Genomic DNA, 17621 nt, shown 5'->3' with positions numbered 1-17621 from the left:
CGGCCGGCACCCGCCGCCCTCACGATGGGCCCCGCTAGCCGCTATAATGAGCGGTTTATCACCCATCCGTGGAGAGGCTCATGCCTACGCGATCCCGGACGGCGGCGCTGGTGCTGCTCGCCCTGCTGATCCTCGCCGGTGGCTGCGGCCAGAAGGCCGATCTCTACCTCCCCGACGAAAGCGGCGAAGAGGACCCGTCATGACGCACCCCGGCTTCACCCGACACGATGACCGCCTGTGGGTGGAATCACTGCCCCTCGACGAGGTGGCCGAGCGTTACGGCACCCCCTGTTACGTCTACTCCCGCGCCGCTATCGAGGCGCGCTGGAATCGCTACCGCACCGCCCTCGGCAGCGATGCCGATATCTGCTACGCAGTCAAGGCCAACGGCAACCTCGGCCTGCTCAATCTGCTCGCCCGCCACGGCGCCGGCTTCGACATCGTCTCGGGCGGCGAACTGGAACGGGTCCTGCGCGCCGGCGGGGAAGCCGCGCGGGTGGTCTTCTCCGGCGTTGGCAAGGGCACCGACGAGATCCGCCGCGCGCTGCGCGCCGGCATCCGCTGCTTCAACGTGGAGTCCGCCGCCGAGCTCGAACGCATCGCCGGCGTCGCGGAGGCCGAGGGCACCCCGGCGCCGGTGGCCCTGCGGGTCAACCCCGACGTCAACCCCGAGACCCACCCCTACATCGCCACCGGACTGGCACAGAGCAAGTTCGGGATCGCCCTCGACGAGGCCGAAGCCCTCTATCGGCAGGCGGCCGACGACCCACGCCTGCAGGTACGCGGCATCGCCTGCCACATCGGCTCGCAACTGCTCTCGGTGGCTCCCCTGACCGAGGCCGCCGAGCGGCTGGCGGCACTGGCGCGCCGTCTGCAGGAGCAGGGGATCGTCCTGGACCACGTCGACGCCGGCGGGGGGCTCGGGGTGCACTACGTCGATGAGCGGCCACCGAGCCCGGCGGAGCACATCGAGGCCGTCACGGCGCCGCTGCGGGATCTCGGGGTAGCGGTTCTGGTCGAGCCGGGCCGGGCCATCGTCGCCGAGGCCGGCGTCCTGGTCACGCGCATCGAGTATCTCAAACAAAACGGAGGCAGGGAGTTCGCCATCGTCGACGCCGGCATGAACGACTACCTGCGCCCGGCGCTCTACGACGCCGCCCACACCGTCGAGTCCATCGCCCCGACGAGCGCGCACTGCCGCCCGGTGGATGTGGTCGGACCGGTGTGCGAGTCCGCAGATACCTTCGCCCGCGATTGCCCGCTGCCGGCCGCCGCCGGCGGTCTGCTGGCCATCCGCAGCGCCGGCGCCTACGGCGCCGTCATGGCTTCAGCGTATAACGCCCGGCCTCGGCCGCCGGAGGTACTCGTCGACGGTCCCCGGAGCCACCTGATCCGCCGCCGTGAGACCCTCGACGAGCTGATGACCGGGGAAGCGTCTCTACCGGAGGACTGAAGCCGTGCGCTTTACCAAGATGGAGGCGCTGGGCAACGACTTCGTCGTCCTCGACGGCGTCCGCCAGCGCCTGGAGCTGACCACCGAGACCATCCGCAGCCTGGCCGACCGCCGGCTCGGCGTCGGCTGTGACCAGCTGCTGGTCGCCGAGCCGCCGGCGCACGTCGCCGCCGACGTCCGCTACCGGATCTTCAACGCCGACGGCGGCGAGGTCGAGCATTGCGGCAATGGCGTCCGCTGTCTGGCCCGCTTCCTAATCGACGAGGGGCTGGCCGCGCCGGGGGTGCTGCGGATCGAGACGGACGGCCGGATCACCGAGGCGGAGCCCCGCGACGACGGCCAGGTGAGCGTCGACATGGGTCCACCGGAACTCGAGCCCGCACGGATCCCGTTCCAGGCGCCGGTGAGGCAGGAGGCGTACCGGCTGGCCACTAGCAGCGGTGAGCGGACCATCGGTGCGGTCTCGTTGGGCAACCCGCACGCCGTCCTCCGCGTCGACGACGTCGACACCGCCGCCGTGGCCGAGCTTGGGGCCGAAATCGAGCGGCACGCGCGCTTCCCGCGGCGGGTCAACGTCGGCTTCATGGAGGTCTGCAGCCGCGATCGGATCCGTCTGCGTGTCTTCGAGCGCGGCGTCGGCGAGACGCCGGCCTGCGGCACCGGGGCGTGTGCCGCCGTGGTCGCCGGCCGCCTGCGCGACTGGCTCGACACCACGGTGACCGTGGAGCTGACCGGCGGAGTGCTCGTGATACACTGGCGCGGTCCCGGGCGCTCGGTGTGGATGACCGGCCCGGCACGCACCGTTTTCCGCGGCGAGATCGAGCTACCCGCCTCCGCCGCGGTGACGCCCCGGGGACCGACCCGCTAAGCAAGCAGGACGAACGGTGTGACAGAGAGCGCGAAGCGTGAAGAGGCCCCGCTGCTCGACGAGGCCGAGGTGGCCGCCTACCTGGTCGAACACCCCGACCTGCTGCACCGCCACCCCGAGGTTCTCGCGCGGCTCGAACTCCGCCACGACTGCGGCGATGCCACCTCGCTGATCGAACACCAGGTCCGGGTCCTGCGCGAGGAGAGTGCGGGGCTGCGCCGGCGTCTCGACGACATGGTCCGGGTGGCCCGGCAGAACGAGGGAACCGCCGAACGGCTCCACGAGCTGACCCTGGACCTGTTCGCCGCCGACGACCTGCAGGCGGCGGTCGAGGCCCTGCGTGCCGGACTGCGCGAGGGTTTCCAGGCCGATGCCGTCGGTCTGCTGCTCATCGCCCCGGAGCAGGGCAGTGCCGCGGCGCGCGAGCCCCTCCCCGAGTTGCTCGGCGACGGCGACTCGACGCTGACCTGCTTCAGGCCCCTGCTCGAGCGCGGCCGCCCCAGCTGCGGGGCACCCACCGACGCCCAGGCCCGGACCATCTTTCCGGACACCGAGACAACCGTGGCCAGTGCCGCACTGGTACCGATGATCGACGAGCGTGCCGTGGGCGTGCTCGGCATCGGCAGCAGCGATCCCCAGCGCTACCACCCGGGCCAGGGCACGGTCTTCCTGCGCCGGCTCGGTACCACCGCGGCGCGCGTATTCGACCGGCTCCTGCACCGGGGGTAGCCTTGGACCTTAGCTGGCTGGAGCGGTTCGACCGCCACCTGGCCACGGAGCGCCGCCTGGCTGAACCGACACGGCAGCGCTACCGCCAGGATCTGGAGGCCTTCGCCGCCTATTGCGCCGAGCAGGACCTCTCCAGCTGGTCCGCCGTGAATCACGACGTGGTCCGTGCCTGGGTCGCCCGCGGCCGCCGTCGCGGCCTGGCCGGCCGCACCCTAGGCCGGCAGCTGGCCGCGCTGCGCAGCTTCTATCGCTTCCTGATCCGGGAAGGGGCGGCCGCCGCGGACCCGGCCGCCGAGGTGCGTCCGCCACAGACCCCGCGGCGCCTGCCCGGCACCCTCGACCCGGACGAGGCGGCCGGACTGCTCGACGGCGCCGACTTCGAGCACCCGCTCCAGGCCCGCGACGCCGCGCTCTACGAGCTCATCTACTCCAGCGGGCTGCGCCTCTCCGAGGTGGTCGGGCTGAACGTGATGGACATCGACCGGCGCGACGGGCTGGTCCGCGTGCTGCGCGGCAAGGGCGCCAAGGACCGGGTGGTGCCGGTCGGACGCCAAGCCCTGCGAGCCCTCGACGCCTGGCTCCGCCACCGACCGGCTTGGGCGGACGCCGAGGAGACCGCCGTGTTCGTCGGCCGCCACGGTGCGCGGCTGGGTCCGCGCACCGTGCAGCGCCGGCTCCAGCGCCTGGCCCGACTGCGCGGGGTCCAACGGCGGGTCCACCCGCACATGCTCCGCCACTCCTTCGCCACACACATGCTCGAGTCCAGCGGCGACCTGCGCGCCGTCCAGGAGCTGCTCGGGCACGCCGACATCTCCACCACCCAGATCTACACGCACCTCGACTTCCAGCACCTGGCCCAGGTCTACGACCGCGCCCACCCCCGGGCCCGGCGGCGCCGGGACCCGGATCCGGAGTGAACCGCGGGCTCGGTGCCACGGCAGCGTCGACCCGCGGGCGATGCTCTCGGGTACAATGAGCGGCGCGAACACTCAGGAGGCCGATCTTGGAAACACTGCACGGCACCACCATCCTCGCCGTCCGCCGCGAGGGGCAGGTCGCCCTCGGCGGCGACGGACAGGTCACCCTCGGGCACACGGTGCTCAAGGGCAACGCGCGCAAGGTCCGCCGGCTCTACCACGGCCGGGTTCTGGCCGGTTTTGCCGGCGCCACGGCGGACGCATTCACACTGTTCGAGCGCTTCGAGGCGCAGCTTGAGAAGCACCACGGGCAACTGGCCCGCTCCGCCGTCGAGCTGGCCAAGGAGTGGCGCTCGGACCGCGTCCTGCGCCGCCTGGAGGCCCTGCTCGTGGTCGCCAACACCGAATCCCTACTGACGCTCTCCGGTACCGGCGACGTCATCGAGCCGGAGCACGACCTGATGGCCGTCGGCTCCGGCGGTCCCTACGCCCAGGCCGCCGGCCGGGCCCTGCTCGAGTCCACCGAATTGCCCGCGGCCCAGATCACCCAGCGGGCGCTGGAGATCGCCGGCGATATCTGCGTCTATACCAACCGCCACATCACCGTGGAGACGCTGCCCGAGACCCGTGAGGAGTCGTAACGACATGTCGGAAGCCACGATGACCCCGCGCGAGATCGTCCAGGAGCTGGACAAGCACATCGTCGGCCAGGGCGAGGCGAAGCGCGCCGTGGCCATCGCCCTGCGCAATCGCTGGCGGCGCATGCAGGTCGACGAGCCGCTGCGCAGCGAGATCACCCCCAAGAACATCCTCATGATCGGCCCCACTGGCGTCGGCAAGACCGAGATCGCCCGCCGGCTGGCACGGTTGGCGCGGGCGCCGTTCATCAAGATCGAGGCGACCAAGTTCACCGAGGTCGGCTACGTCGGCCGCGACGTCGAGTCGATCATCCGCGACCTCACCGACCTGGCCCTGAAGCTGGTTCGCGAAGAGGCCATGGCCGAGATGCGCCACAAGGCCGATCGGGCCGTTGAGGACCGCCTGCTCGACACCCTGCTGCCCGGGCCCAGCGGCGGCGGACCCGAGGACGTAGAGAACCGCACCCGGGAGAAGTTCCGGCAGAAGCTGCGCAACGGCGAACTCGACGACCGCGAGATCGAGGTCGAGGTCCAGGCCAGCGGGCCCGGCGTGGACATCATGGCTCCGCCGGGGATGGAGGAGATGTCCAACCAGCTCCAGGGGCTGTTCCGCAACATGGGCCAGGAGCGGACCCAGCGGCGCAAGCTAACCGTCGCCGAGGCCAAACGGGTGCTGCGGGACGAGGAAGCCGCCAAACTGGTCAACGAGGAAGAGGTCAAGGCCGAGGCCGTCAAGCGGGTCGAGGAGCAGGGCATCGTCTTCCTCGATGAGGTCGACAAGGTCACCAAGCGTGCCGAGCAGAGCGGCGGCGGGGACGTCTCCCGCGAGGGCGTCCAGCGCGACCTGCTGCCGCTGGTCGAGGGCGCCACGGTCTCCACCAAGCACGGCATGGTGCGTACCGACCATATCCTGTTCATCGCCTCCGGCGCCTTCCACGTTGCCAAGCCCTCGGATCTGATCCCGGAGCTCCAGGGGCGCCTGCCCATCCGCGTTGAACTGGAGGCCCTGGGCACCGAAGAGTTCGTGCGCATCCTCACCGAGCCGAGCAGCTCGCTGGTGGCGCAGTACCGGGCCCTGATGGCCGCCGAGGGATTGACCCTGGAATTCACCGACGACGGCGTGCGCCGCATCGCCGAGATCGCCCGTCAGGTCAACGAGCGAACCGAGAACATCGGCGCCCGGCGCCTGCACACCGTGATGGAACGCCTGCTCGAGCAGCTCTCCTACGAGGCGGCGGACCACAGCGGCCAGACCCGCACCGTCGATGCGGCCTATGTGGAAGAGCACCTGGCCGGCCTGGCCGAGGACGAGGACCTGAGTCGGTACATCCTGTGACCGGCCCATCCGAGACAACCCGCAGGGGCGGGTAGGGGGAGGACAGCGTGAGCGACGACAAGACCACCCACTTCGGCTACCGCGAGGTCCCGCTGGAGGAGAAGGCCAAGCGGGTCGGCTCGGTTTTCGATTCGGTGGCGGACCGCTACGACTTCATGAACGACCTGATGTCCGGTGGCCTGCACCGCATCTGGAAACGCCAGACCATCGGCCAGACCGTGCTGCGCCCGGGCCACGAGGTTCTGGACATCGCTTCGGGCACCGGCGATCTGGCCAGCCTGGCGCTGCCCCGCGTTGGCCCCGAAGGCCGGGTGGTGATGAGCGACATCAACCTCTCCATGCTCGCCCGGGGGCGGGACCGCATGATCGACGAGGGCGTCGGCGAACAGGCTGCTTGCGTCCTTGCCGACGCCGAGGAACTGCCCTTTCCCGACGCCTCCTTCGATCGGGTGACCATCGGTTTCGGTCTGCGCAACGTCACCCGCAAGGAAAACGCCCTGGCCGAGATGCGCCGCGTGCTACGCCCCGGTGGACGGGCTGTGATCCTCGAGTTCTCCCACGTGTACGTCTCGGCACTGCGACCACTCTACGACCTCTACTCCTTCCGCATCATGCCGATGATGGGCAAGCTGGTGGTCAACGATGCGGAGAGCTACCGCTACCTGGCCGAGTCGATCCGCATGCACCCCGAGGCCCCGGTGCTCAAGGGCATGATGGAGGAGGCCGGCTTCGAGGACTGCGACTACACCCTGCTCACCGCCGGTGTGGCTGCCATCCACACCGGCTGGGTCTACTGAAGACGCCGATGCCATGCTCGACGCCCTGATCAACCGCTGGATCCACCTGGATCCCGACGCCGCCGAGCTGCTCGCCCCGCTGCTCGGCCGGCGGGTGCGTCTGAGCGTGGAGGGATTCCCGCACTTGGTGGTGCGCTTCCGCGAATCGGGTGTCGTGCTCTGCGGCAGCGGGGCCGACGCCGACGAGGAGACCGACGCCGAGATCATCGCCAGCCGCGAGGCACTGACGGCGCTACTGAGTCAGGGCAGCGACGCCGTGGGACGACTGCGCATCCGCGGTGAGGTGGCGGTGGTCGAGCACCTGCGCAACCTGTTCAGCGGCCTGCGCCCGGACTGGGAGGAACCGCTGGCGCGCCTGCTCGGCGACCCATTGGCACAGTGGAGCGCCGACACCCTGCGCAACGCAGGCCGCTGGCTCAACGACAGCGCGCAGCAGAGCGCCACCGACCTCGGCGAGTGGCTGGCCGAGGAGTCCGGCCTAGTGCCGGAGCCCGAGCGCGCCCGCGCCTTCCTGGAAGACGTGGACCGCCTGCGCGCTGACACCGACCGCCTCGCCGTACGCATCCAGCGGCTGGAACGAGGGCGCTGATGATCGGACCGCGTCGCCTGTTGCGCCTGACCCGGATCCAGCTGGTGATGCTCCGCAACGGCGTCGACGACGTCGTGTTGGCGGCCCCCATCTTCCGCCCGCTGCGCTTTCTGGTCATCTTCATGCCCTGGCGCTGGGTACGGCGCAAGGTCCCCCGCGGGGTGCGCGTCCGGCGTGCCCTGGAGGAGCTGGGACCGATCTTCGTCAAGCTCGGGCAGATCCTGTCGACGCGCCAGGACTTGCTCCCGGCCGACGTTGCCCGTGAGCTGGCGCGGCTACAGGATCGCGTACCGCCGTTCCCCCATGAGGATGCCCGGCGCATCGTCGAGCGGACCTACGGTTGCCCCATCCAGGACGTCTTCGCCCACTTCGAGGACACCCCCATCGCCTCGGCCTCTATCGCCCAGGTCCACGGCGCGCAGCTGCACGACGGCAGCGAGGTGGTGGTCAAGGTGGTACGCCCGGGCATCCCGGCGGTCATCCGCCGCGACCTGGACCTGCTACATACCGCCGCCGCCCTGGCCGAGCGCTACGTACCCGACGCACGACGTCTGCACCCGGTGGACGTCATCCGCGAGTTCGAGAAGAACCTCTACGACGAGCTCGACCTCATGCGCGAGGCGGCCAACGCCTCGCAGCTGCGGCGCAACTTCGAGAACTCGGAGCTGCTCTACGTGCCAGCCGTCTACTGGCGCTACACCGGGCGCAACGTAATGGTCATGGAGCGGGTGCACGGGTTGCCGATCAGCGACATCGAGGCCCTCAAGGCCCACGGCATCGACCTCAAGAAGCTCGCCGAGCGCGGCACCGAGATCTTCTTTACCCAGGTCTTCCGCGACAGCTTCTTCCACGCGGACATGCACCCGGGCAACATCTTCGTCGACCCCACGCGGCCCACCGAGCCGCGTTACATCGCGATCGACTTCGGCATCATGGGTTCGCTGGCACCGACGGACCACCACTACCTGGCCGGTAATTTCATGGCCTTCTTCAACCGGGACTACCGGCGGGTGGCCGAATTGCACGTCGAGTCGGGATGGGTCCCGGCGGGTACCCGGGTCGAGGAGTTCGAGGCCGCCATCCGTACCGTCTGCGAACCGGCCTTCGCCCGCCCGCTGCACGAGATCTCCTTCGCCCAGCTGCTGCTGCGGCTGTTCCAGACCGGCCGGCGCTTCAACATGGAGGTGCAGCCGCAGCTGGTGCTGCTGCAGAAGACCCTGCTCAACATCGAGGGGCTGGGCCGCAACCTCTACCCCGATCTGGACCTGTGGACCACGGCCAAACCATTCCTGGAGCGCTGGATGCGCGAGGAGCTGGGCCCGGCGGCAGCGCTGCGCAACATCCGCAAACAGCTGCCGGAGTGGGGGGACAAGCTACCGGAGCTGCCCAACCGAATCGACCGCGGGCTGGACGACCTGGCCAGCATGCGCGCGGAACTCCACCGCCACTGCCAGGAGATGGAACAGCTGCGTCGGGAGGTCGACCGGGGCAACCGACGGGTCTACGCCGCCATCGCCGGGGCTGCGCTGATCATCGCCGCCGTGCTCAGCCACACCGGCGAGGGGACGCCCGAGGCCTGGGCCGATGTGCCCCCGGCCACCTGGGGCCTGGGCGGACTGGGGCTGATGGCTTTGGTTCTGGCCCTGCCGGGGGGGGGGGGGGGGGCCCCCCCCCCCCCCGGGGGGGGGGGGGCCCCCCCCCCACGGCCGAGCAACTCAGTAGCGCTGGTGTGAGAGCGGACGCTGCAGGGTACCCTCAACCTCGGCCGCCTTCTCGTCACCGTAGACAACCTCGATCAGGCGCAAGGCGAAGTCCATCGCCGTCCCCGGCCCGCGCGAGGTGATCAGGTTGTCGTCGATGACCACCGCGCTATCCTCCGGCTCAATGCCGTGGCGCTCGAGCTGGGTCGGGAAGGCAGTGGCCCGGCGCCCCTGCAGGACGCCTGCCTCGGCAAGCACGCGCGGGGCAGCGCAGATCGCCGCGATCCAGCCGTCGCTCTCATTCTGCGCCTGCAGCATGCGGACGATGCGGGCGTCACTCTCCAGCCGCTCGGCGCCGCCCAGTCCGCCGGGCAGCACGATCAGGTCGAAGCTCTCCTCGGCAACGCGGTCCAGGTCGGTATCCGGGACCAATTGCACGCCGCGACTGGCGCGCACCGTTCCCGATTCCAGGCCGGCGACCACCACTTCGGCTCCGACCCGGCGCAGTAGGTCGATCACCGTGACCGCCTCCAGCTCCTCACAGCCTTCGGCCAGCGGAACCAGAACTCGTACACTCATCGTCGATCTCCCTTGATTGGATCGGTGGCCGGTTCATCAACCAGCTCGCCGGCGGGGACGAGAGTCACACCCCGCTCGCGCAGTCCGGGCAATTCCTCCTCCAGCAGATCCAGGGTCTCGGGGTAGGGATGGCCGATGGCGATCACCCCCTGACCCTGTTGCGCCAGGGCCACGAAACGCTCGAACTGCTCGGCGATCACATCGGCATCGCGCTGCGGGTCCAAGAAGACGTGGCGCACGGCGTTATCCACGCCCTGCTCATCGGCCATCCGCTGAGCCACCGAGCGCGCCGAGGTACGACTGTCGATGAAGTACAGATCGTCGCGCGCCGCCAGTTCCTCCATCAACCACGTCATGTGCCCGGGGTGGCGCGTGATGAGGCTGCCCATGTGGTTGTTGACGCCGGCGGCGTGGGGAACCGCCTCCAAGGCACGGGCCACAGTCTCGCGCACCTGCACCTCGTCCATATCGAGGAACAACGCACCGGGGCCAGGATCGGCCCCGTTCTTTGCCTCCATGGGAAGGTGCAGCATCACCTCGCGACCGCGCTCATGGGCGCGCTCGGCCAGGTATCGGCCGTGGGGGGTGTGCGGCAACACCGAGAGCGTCACCCCCGCATCCAGGTCAATGGCGCGCCGCCCCGCGGCCCGGTCGTCGCCGACGTCGTCGATGATCAGCGCCGCCGGCTGGCCGGCCGGCGTCTCCGCCCGCGGTTCGGGGAACGACATCCAGTCTGTGCCCGCCGGCCCATGCGCGGCGAGCGGCGCACCCCAGACCGCCAGGACGCCGGCCGCGAAGAACCCTCGATAACCCTTCGCCATGCTCAACGCCCCTCGAACACGCGCAGCCCCTTGAGCAGGTTCAGCGCCTCGCTCAGGACATAGTCATCCTGGGCCAGCTCCGCCGCCTGCTCGGCGTCATCGGCATCCGCCGGGGTATCCGGAACGACCTCGGCCTCCCGCTCCGCGGCCTCGGCCAGACGCAGCTCCTCGACCACGATATCCGGCTGGATCCCTTCGTCCTGGATCGAGCGGCCCTGCGGGGTGTAGTAGCGGGCCGTGGTCAGTTTCATAGCGGCCCCGCCGAGCGGCATAACGCTCTGTACCGAGCCCTTGCCAAAGCTCGCCCGACCCATGACCACGGCGCGTCGATGATCCTGCAGCGCGCCGGCGACAATCTCCGAGCCCGAGGCCGACCCGCGATTGATCAGCACCACCATCGGGGCACCGCGGGCCCGGTCCACCGGCGTGGCCTCGAAGCTCATGCGCGCCTGGGGCATGCGCCCTTCGGTGTAGACAATCCGCCCCTCGGTGAGAAAGGCATCGGCCACGGCCACCGCCGGATCGAGCACCCCGCCGGGATTGTTGCGCAGATCGAGGATGAGGCCGTGGAGACCGCCGCCGGCCTCATCGAGCAGGCGGTCGAGGGCGGGATAGAGGTCACTGGCGGTGCGCTCCTGGAACTGACTGATGCGCACGTAGCCGTAGCCCGGCTCGAGCATCCGGGCGCGCACGCTCTCCACCTGGATGGTGTCGCGCTCAAGCTCGAAGGTGCGGGTCCGGCCCTCTTCGTCCGTGCGCCGGATGGTCACCTCCACCGCGGTGCCCGGCTCACCGCGCAGACGCTGCACCACATCGTTGAGGCTGTTGCCACGCACGGGCTCACCGTCGATGCGCAGCAGCACGTCACCAGCCTGCAGGCCGGCCCGAGTTGCCGGCGTGTCGTCGATGGGGGCGACCACGCGGATCTCGCCATCCTGCCGGCTGAGTTCCAGCCCGACACCACCAAACTCCCCACGGGTACCCTCGCGAAGCTGCTCGAGTTCGCGCTCGTCGAGGTAGCTCGAGTGGGCATCGAGCTCGGAGAGCATGCCGCGGATGGCGGCGCGGAATAGATCCGCATCCTCCACTTCGTCGACGTAGTCGCGCTTGATCCGGCTGTAGACCTCGGTAAGCAGCTCCAGCTCGGCCATGGGCAGGTCGTCATCGACCTCCGCCGGCGGCGCGGCGGCGGCACCGCCGATACATAGCGCGAGCAGGGCAGCGGCCAGGGTCAGGCTCCAGGATTGCATTGCAGCTCCTTCATCGGGCCGGCGGACTCAGCGTAGCCAGCTCAGCGGATTGCGCGGCTCGGCCCCCTCGCGGATCTCGAAGTAGAGCCCCGGATCCCGACGGCTGCCGCTGTTGCCCACGGTGGCGACCAGGTCACCGGCCTCGACCCACTCGCCGACGTCCACATAGAGCGATTCTGTATGGCCGTAGAGCGTCAGATAGCCATCGCCGTGATCAATAATGGCCAGCAGCCCGTGGCCACGCAACCAATCACTGAAGACCACCCGGCCCGGCGCCACGGCGTGGACCTCATCGCCCGTATCGGCGGCGATCACGACGCCGGTGCGCTGCAGACCACCAGCCCGGGCCTCGCCGAACGCCTCGGCCACCTCGCCCTCCACCGGCCACGGCAGCCGCCCCTGCGCCTCGCTGAAGGCCTCCACCTCGGCAGCCTCTTCCGGCACGTCGGCAAGGCGTTGGCGCAGATCCTCAAGGAGCGCCTCCTGCTCGGCCACCTCGGCCTCCAGGGACTCCGCCTCGGCCCCCCGCTCGGCGATGCGCGCCTCCAGCTGCTCGCGCCGGGCATCGCGCTCGGCGCGTTGCTCGGCCAGGGCCTGGCGCTCCTCGCGCGTCGCCTGCTCCAGGCGTTCAAGCTCGGTCAGTTCGGTGCGGAGCTCCTCGCGCAGGGCCGCCAGACTCTGCAGTTCCGCCATGGCCGCCTCGATGTGCCCGGCCCGCGCCTCGTTGAAGTAGTCGTGGTAGACCAGCAGACGCTGGACTGCGGCCGGGTCCTGCTGGTTGAGCAGCAGGCGCAGGGGATCGTCGCCACCACTGACATAGGCAGCAACGATCTGCCAGGCGAGGGTCTCGCGGTGGCGGCCGAGGCGCTCGGCCTCCGCCTCGTAGTCCTCGCGCAGCTCCGCCACCCGCTCGCGGGCATGGGCGCGCTCCTCACGCAGGCGTTCCAACTCGCGGGCCGCCTCCGAGACCGCCCGCTCCAGCCGCGACAGCTCCTCCTCGACCTCGTCGCGCGCGGCCCGATCCGCCGCAAGCTGCTCCTGGATCGTCTCGAGATCGTCGCGCAGGGCCTCGAGCTGCTCGCGCTCGCTTTCGTAATCCGCCGACGACGCACCGGCGAGCGCCATCAGTACGACACCCATCGCCAGACCTGTGCGCGGTCGCCTTGCGGCCATGCCCTTCTCCACTGCCTTACCACGGATCGCCCATGGTAGCGCGATCACGCCGTCCGGACCTGCAGGCACCGCGGACGGCTGGTATCATCCCCGCCTTGATCCCGGTGACAGAGGCACGGCAGCGTCCATGCAGGAATTCCTCGAATTCGCACAAAACAATTGGGGCCTGGTGCTGGCCTTCGTGCTGATCCTCGGCTGGTGGATCGGCGGAGAGCTCTTCCACTGGTACAGCGGCGTAAAGATGATCGACGCCGAGACCGCCACGCGAATGTACAACCGTGAGTCGGCCCGGTTCATCGACATGCGCCCGCGCAAGGAGTTCGACGGCGGGCACCTGCCTGGCGCCTTTAGCCTGCCCGAGGCCGAGTTCGATCAGCTGATCGACAAGCTGCGCAAAGAGGCCGACGGTGATCCGCCGCTGATCGTCTACGATGATCAGGGGCCGCAGGCGGCACGGGTCGGACGCAAGCTGCGCAAGGCCGGGTTCTCCCGCGTCTACCGGCTCAAGCACGGGCTGCGGGCCTGGCAGGGCAGCGGGTACCCGATGGAGAACGTCAAGAAGGGGTAAGGGACGATGGCAGAGAACAACGGCAACGGCAGCACCGGCGCCACCGACGCGGGTCAGCGGCAGCGCTTCCAGATCGCCAAGATGTACCTGCGCGATGTCTCCTTCGAGGCGCCGAGCGCCCCGGAGGCCTTCCGCGACGAGTGGAAACCGCAGCTGGACGTGGAGCTGGGCACCCGCCACCAGCCACTGGGCGAAAACACCTACGACGTGGTCCTGACCGTCACCGTGACCGCGCGCAACAACGAGCGCACCGCCTACCTCTGCGAGGTCAAGCAGGGCGGGGTGTTCCGCCTCGAGGGCTTCCCTGAGGCCGATATGGAGCGGGTGCTCGGTGCCTACTGCCCCGCGCAGCTCTTCCCCTTCGCGCGAGAGGCGATCAACGACCTGGTGGTCAAGGGCGGATTCCCGCAGCTGCTTCTGGCCCCGGTCAATTTCGAGTCGCTCTACCAGCAGCAGAAGCAGCGCCGTGAGCAGGGCAACGCCGACAGCGCCCCGGCCGGCGAGCAGGACGGGGGGAGGGCGTAACGCCGTGGCGACCATCGCGGTACTGGGCGCCGGGGCCTGGGGCACCGCCCTGGCCTCGGTGCTGGGTCGCAATGGCCACGCGGTTCAGCTTTGGACCCGCGACGCCGAGCACGCCGCGGCGATCAACGCCGAGCGGGTCAACCGCCGCCATCTCCCCGACTGTCCGCTGCCGCAGAGCCTCGCTGCTACGGCCGATCTGGACACGGCCCTCGCCGGTACCGAGTGGCTGCTGATCGCCGTCCCCAGCAGCGCCTTCCGCGGCCTGATCGAGCGCCTTGCGCCCTATCGCCCCGGCAAGGTGGTCTGGGCCACCAAGGGGCTCGAATCGGAGTCCGGCGGCTTCCTGCACGGCGTCGTCGAGGGCGTCCTCGACCCGACCCCCGCTATGGCGGTCATCTCCGGGCCGAGCTTTGCCGCCGAGGTTGGACGCGGCCTGCCCACCGCGATCACCGTAGCGGCCACCGATTCGGACCTGGCCGCCGAGGTCGTCCACGCCTTCCACAACGACCGCTTCCGGCCTTACTCGAGCACCGACATGATCGGCGTCGAGCTCGGCGGGGCGGTGAAGAACGTGCTCGCCGTGGCGACCGGCGTCAGCGACGGACTCGGGCTCGGCGCCAACGCCCGCGCCGCGCTCGTCACCCGGGGGCTGGCCGAGATCTCGCGCCTGGGCGCCGCCCTCGGCGCCGATCCACAGACGCTCATCGGTCTGGCCGGGATGGGGGATCTGCTGCTGACCTGCACCGACGATCAGTCGCGCAACCGGCGCTTCGGCTTCGCCCTGGGGCAGGGGGCCGACGTGGATCGTGCGCTGGCCTCGGTGGGTAGCACCGTCGAAGGCGCACGCACCGCCGCCGAGCTGCACACCCTGGCGGCACGGCACGGGGTGGAGATGCCGATCTGCAACATGGTCTACCGGGTCGTCGGCGGGGATACCCCGCTTGAGCAGGCCGTACGCGAACTCATGGAACGAACGCCCAAGGCGGAGTTCGATGACTGAGCGGCCACCGCCGAGTCAGTCCATGCCGAGTTCCTTGATCTTGCGCGTCAGCGTATTCCGCCCCCAGCCGAGCAGGCGCGCCGCTTCCTGACGGTGGCCGCCGCTGCGGCTCAGCGCGGCACGGATCAGGGCGCGCTCGAAGCGCGGCAGGGCCTCGTCGAGCAGGTGATCCCCGCCACCGTCCAGGGCCTGCTCGGCCCAGCGGGCCAGCGCTGTCTCCCAGTCCCCGCCATCCGCCGCCCCGCCGTCACCACCGCCAGTGCTGCGCGCCCCGCGCAGGTCCGCCGGCAAGTCCTCAGGGACGATCTCCTGGCCGCTGGCCATCACCGTCAGCCAGCGGCAGGTATTCTCCAGCTGCCGGACGTTGCCCGGCCAATCGAGCTGCATCAGCTCGCGCTCGACGTCCGGATGCAGCGCCTTCGGATCAACGTTGAGTTCGCGCGCAGCGGCCGCCAGGAAACGCCGCGCCAGCGCAGGAATGTCCTCGCGCCGCTCGCGCAGCGGCGGCAGCTGGATGCGGATTACGTTCAGGCGGTGGTAGAGATCCTCGCGGAAACGCCCCTCGGCCACGCGCTGCTCCAGATCCTGGTGGGTGGCCGCGATGATGCGCACGTCTACCTTCATCGCAGTGTGGGCGCCCACCCGATAGAACTCCCCGTCGGCAAGCACCCGCAGCAGGCGGGTCTGCAGGTCAGCCGGCATGTCGCCGATCTCGTCGAGGAACAGGGTGCCGCCATCGGCCTGCTCGAAGCGTCCGCGCCGGGTCTGCTGCGCCCCGGTGAACGCGCCCTTCTCATGACCGAAGAGTTCCGACTCCATCAGGTCGTGGGGGATCGCGGCCATGTTCAGGGCCACGAAGGGCCCGCCGGCGCGCGGACTGTGCCGGTGCAGCGCACGCGCCACCAACTCCTTGCCGCTGCCCGATTCACCGGTGAGCAGTACGGTCACGCTTGAGCGGGACAGCCGGCCGATGGCCCGGAAGACCTCCTGCATCGCCGGCGCCTCGCCGAGGATGTCGGCCGAGCCCTCGGTACTGGCTTCCGCGGCCGAACCCCTGCGCCGACTCGCCACAGCGCGGCCAGCCAGATCCACCGCCTCGTCCACGTCGAACGGCTTGGGCAGATACTCAAAGGCGCCGCCCTCGTAGGAGCTGACCGCCGCATCCAGGTCCGAGTAGGCGGTAATCACGATCACCGGCAGCTGCGGCGAGGTGCTCTGTACCCGCTGCAGCAGATCGTGACCGCCGATTCCGGGCATGCGCAGGTCGGTGATCAGCACGTCGGGCTCTTCCCGGTACAGCGCCTCCAGCGCCGCGTCGCCGCTCTCGAAGGTGTGGACCCCAAAGCCGGCGCGGCGCAGCGCCTTCTCCAGCACCCAGCGGATGGAACGGTCGTCGTCCACCACCCATACCTGCGATTCGGCCTCAGTCATTTTCCGTCTCCATGGGCAGCCAGATGGTGAACACCGTACGCCCCGGCTCGCTAACGCACTCGATCAGACCACCGAGGCGACTGATCAAGCTCTGGGCGATGGGCAGGCCCAGGCCCGTGCCCTCGGGGCGCGAGGTGACCATCGGATAGAAGATCTGCTCCTGCTGATCCAGGGGAATCCCCGGTCCGTCGTCGATGATGTCGATGCGGGCCACCAGGCGGTGGGGCTTGTCGGCGATGGTGAACTGGCGCTGTGTGCGCGTGCGCAGGGTGATGGTGCCACCCGGGCCGGCAGCCTGACGGGCGTTGCGCACCAGGTTGAGCACCGCCTGGACCAGATGGTTGTGCTCGGCGCTGACCGGCGGGATGCTGGGATCGTAGTCGCGCTCAAGCACAATCGGGCCACCATCCTCGCGATTCTCGGCGTCCTCGGCGATGACCAGGGAACGGACGCGCTCGAGGACCTCGTGGATGTTCACCCACTCCGCCCGCGCCGGCGCATTGGGGCCGAGCAGGGCATCAACCAGCTGCTGCAGGCGGTCGGCCTCGCGGATGATCACCTGCGTATACTCGCGCTGATCGCGCTCGGGCAGCTCCGCCTCGAGCAGCTGCGCCGCGCCGCGCAGGCCACCGAGCGGATTCTTGATCTCATGCGCCAGCCCACGTATGAGCTCTTGCACGGCTCGATTCTGCGACAGCAGGTGCTGCTCGCGCGTGATCCGGGCGTGCCGGTCAACCTCGGCGATCTCGATGAGCACCCGATGCGCCGACAGCGGCGTGATGGTGCAGTCGACGGTCACCGGGTGATCGTCGCGCACTGGCAGGCGGCGCTCGCGCTGGGTGTAGGCACCGCCAGTGCGCTGGGTCTGGCGGATGAGTCCCTCGAGCAGCTCCGCACCGCGCAGGGCCGAGGCAAGGGGCTGGCCCAGCACCTGCCGACTGCTAACCCGGAACAACGTCTCGGCGGCGTGGTTAACGTGGAGGATGCGCACCTGATCATCCACCAACAGCACGGCGGTCGTCAGTTCCTCGAGGATCTGCGAGTGGTCGCGCTCTTGTTCGTCCATGTCCATCCCTGTGCAAAGGCCGGGCCACCCCGACGGTCCCGCGTGGACCCGGTGCGGATGCGCCCATGATCAGGCAACCATCGCACCATCCTGGTGCAATGCAATAAAAAAGGGCGGCAGCCATCCGGCCCCGCCCCATGGATGCAGCATCCGCCCGAAGGGCTCAGACGCTGTAGTACAT

The 17621-nt window shown here is 69.7% G+C and carries 19 protein-coding genes; 13 read left to right on the top strand and 6 right to left on the bottom strand.

Annotated elements, in window-relative coordinates; genetic code table 11:
* Window positions 1-80: 80 nt before the first annotated feature.
* The 10 genes from LRG07_RS09990 to ubiB all read left to right on the top strand — a co-directional run bounded on the left by LRG07_RS09990 (window position 81) and on the right by ubiB (window position 9060).
* On the top strand, window positions 81-203 hold the full coding sequence (locus LRG07_RS09990; RefSeq protein WP_201170142.1) for a lipoprotein: 123 nt from the start codon (window positions 81-83) through the stop codon (window positions 201-203).
* Window positions 200-1453, top strand: coding sequence for a diaminopimelate decarboxylase (gene lysA, locus LRG07_RS09985; RefSeq protein WP_238636552.1), 1254 nt, complete (start codon window positions 200-202; stop codon window positions 1451-1453). The genes LRG07_RS09990 and lysA overlap by 4 nt, the downstream gene beginning before the upstream one ends.
* A gap of 19 nt (window positions 1454-1472) precedes the next feature.
* The gene (dapF, locus tag LRG07_RS09980; protein WP_207189768.1) at window positions 1473-2321 is read left to right on the top strand and encodes a diaminopimelate epimerase; all 849 of its coding nucleotides are present in this window, start codon (window positions 1473-1475) and stop codon (window positions 2319-2321) included.
* A gap of 18 nt (window positions 2322-2339) precedes the next feature.
* A complete protein-coding gene (locus tag LRG07_RS09975) occupies window positions 2340-3050 on the top strand; it encodes a DUF484 family protein (protein ID WP_238642269.1) in 711 nt (236 codons plus the stop codon).
* 2 nt (window positions 3051-3052) lie between these two features.
* Window positions 3053-3967: a tyrosine recombinase XerC gene (gene xerC, locus LRG07_RS09970; protein WP_201170154.1), complete on the top strand. Its 915-nt coding sequence runs from the start codon at window positions 3053-3055 to the stop codon at window positions 3965-3967.
* Window positions 3968-4053: 86 nt separating this feature from the next.
* Window positions 4054-4608, top strand: coding sequence for an ATP-dependent protease subunit HslV (hslV, locus tag LRG07_RS09965; RefSeq protein ID WP_201170157.1), 555 nt, complete (start codon window positions 4054-4056; stop codon window positions 4606-4608).
* A 4-nt stretch (window positions 4609-4612) separates the two neighbouring features.
* Entirely contained in the window at window positions 4613-5941 is a 1329-nt protein-coding gene (hslU, locus tag LRG07_RS09960) for an ATP-dependent protease ATPase subunit HslU (RefSeq protein ID WP_201170160.1), read from the top strand.
* Between the two features lie 47 nt (window positions 5942-5988).
* Window positions 5989-6738 (top strand): class I SAM-dependent methyltransferase, encoded by a 750-nt coding sequence (locus LRG07_RS09955; RefSeq protein WP_201170163.1) that lies wholly within the window; start codon window positions 5989-5991, stop codon window positions 6736-6738.
* Between the two features lie 13 nt (window positions 6739-6751).
* Window positions 6752-7327: an SCP2 domain-containing protein gene (locus tag LRG07_RS09950; protein ID WP_201170165.1), complete on the top strand. Its 576-nt coding sequence runs from the start codon at window positions 6752-6754 to the stop codon at window positions 7325-7327.
* Entirely contained in the window at window positions 7327-9060 is a 1734-nt protein-coding gene (ubiB, locus tag LRG07_RS09945) for a ubiquinone biosynthesis regulatory protein kinase UbiB (RefSeq protein WP_238642268.1), read from the top strand. The genes LRG07_RS09950 and ubiB overlap by 1 nt, the downstream gene beginning before the upstream one ends.
* On the opposite strand, the gene LRG07_RS09940 is transcribed toward ubiB, so the two are convergent.
* The 4 genes from LRG07_RS09940 to LRG07_RS09925 are packed head-to-tail and all read right to left on the bottom strand — an operon-like array spanning window position 9043 to window position 12850.
* Window positions 9043-9606, bottom strand: coding sequence for a DJ-1 family glyoxalase III (locus LRG07_RS09940; RefSeq protein ID WP_238642267.1), 564 nt, complete (start codon window positions 9604-9606; stop codon window positions 9043-9045). The genes ubiB and LRG07_RS09940 overlap by 18 nt on opposite strands.
* A complete protein-coding gene (locus LRG07_RS09935) occupies window positions 9603-10427 on the bottom strand; it encodes a divergent polysaccharide deacetylase family protein (protein ID WP_201170170.1) in 825 nt (274 codons plus the stop codon). The genes LRG07_RS09940 and LRG07_RS09935 overlap by 4 nt, the downstream gene beginning before the upstream one ends.
* Window positions 10428-10429: 2 nt before the next feature.
* Window positions 10430-11677, bottom strand: a complete 1248-nt coding sequence (locus LRG07_RS09930) for a S41 family peptidase (RefSeq protein ID WP_201170172.1) — start codon at window positions 11675-11677, stop codon at window positions 10430-10432.
* Window positions 11678-11704: 27 nt separating this feature from the next.
* Window positions 11705-12850 carry a murein hydrolase activator EnvC gene (locus tag LRG07_RS09925; RefSeq protein WP_238642266.1) on the bottom strand — a complete coding sequence of 382 codons (1146 nt, stop codon included), beginning with the start codon at window positions 12848-12850 and terminating at the stop codon, window positions 11705-11707.
* Window positions 12851-12977: 127 nt separating this feature from the next.
* Here LRG07_RS09925 and LRG07_RS09920 point away from each other — a divergent pair, with 127 nt between their 5' ends.
* The 3 genes from LRG07_RS09920 to LRG07_RS09910 are packed head-to-tail and all read left to right on the top strand — an operon-like array spanning window position 12978 to window position 14943.
* The gene (locus tag LRG07_RS09920) at window positions 12978-13418 is read left to right on the top strand and encodes a rhodanese-like domain-containing protein (RefSeq protein WP_201170178.1); all 441 of its coding nucleotides are present in this window, start codon (window positions 12978-12980) and stop codon (window positions 13416-13418) included.
* A 6-nt stretch (window positions 13419-13424) separates the two neighbouring features.
* Entirely contained in the window at window positions 13425-13943 is a 519-nt protein-coding gene (gene secB / locus LRG07_RS09915; protein ID WP_201170181.1) for a protein-export chaperone SecB, read from the top strand.
* A gap of 4 nt (window positions 13944-13947) precedes the next feature.
* The gene (locus tag LRG07_RS09910) at window positions 13948-14943 is read left to right on the top strand and encodes an NAD(P)H-dependent glycerol-3-phosphate dehydrogenase (protein ID WP_201170184.1); all 996 of its coding nucleotides are present in this window, start codon (window positions 13948-13950) and stop codon (window positions 14941-14943) included.
* A gap of 15 nt (window positions 14944-14958) precedes the next feature.
* On the opposite strand, the gene glnG is transcribed toward LRG07_RS09910, so the two are convergent.
* Entirely contained in the window at window positions 14959-16374 is a 1416-nt protein-coding gene (gene glnG / locus LRG07_RS09905) for a nitrogen regulation protein NR(I) (RefSeq protein WP_201170186.1), read from the bottom strand.
* Window positions 16367-17440 carry a nitrogen regulation protein NR(II) gene (glnL, locus tag LRG07_RS09900; protein ID WP_201170189.1) on the bottom strand — a complete coding sequence of 358 codons (1074 nt, stop codon included), beginning with the start codon at window positions 17438-17440 and terminating at the stop codon, window positions 16367-16369. Before glnL ends, glnG begins: the two co-directional genes overlap by 8 nt.
* Window positions 17441-17621 lie beyond the last annotated feature (181 nt).

The sequence above is a fragment of the Halorhodospira sp. 9622 genome, from assembly GCF_022228025.1.
In the GTDB taxonomy this organism is placed as follows: Bacteria; Pseudomonadota; Gammaproteobacteria; order Nitrococcales; family Halorhodospiraceae; genus Halorhodospira; species Halorhodospira halophila_A.
The sequence above is the reverse complement of the archived record's forward strand: the minus strand, read 5'-3'. Positions and strand labels throughout refer to the sequence as shown.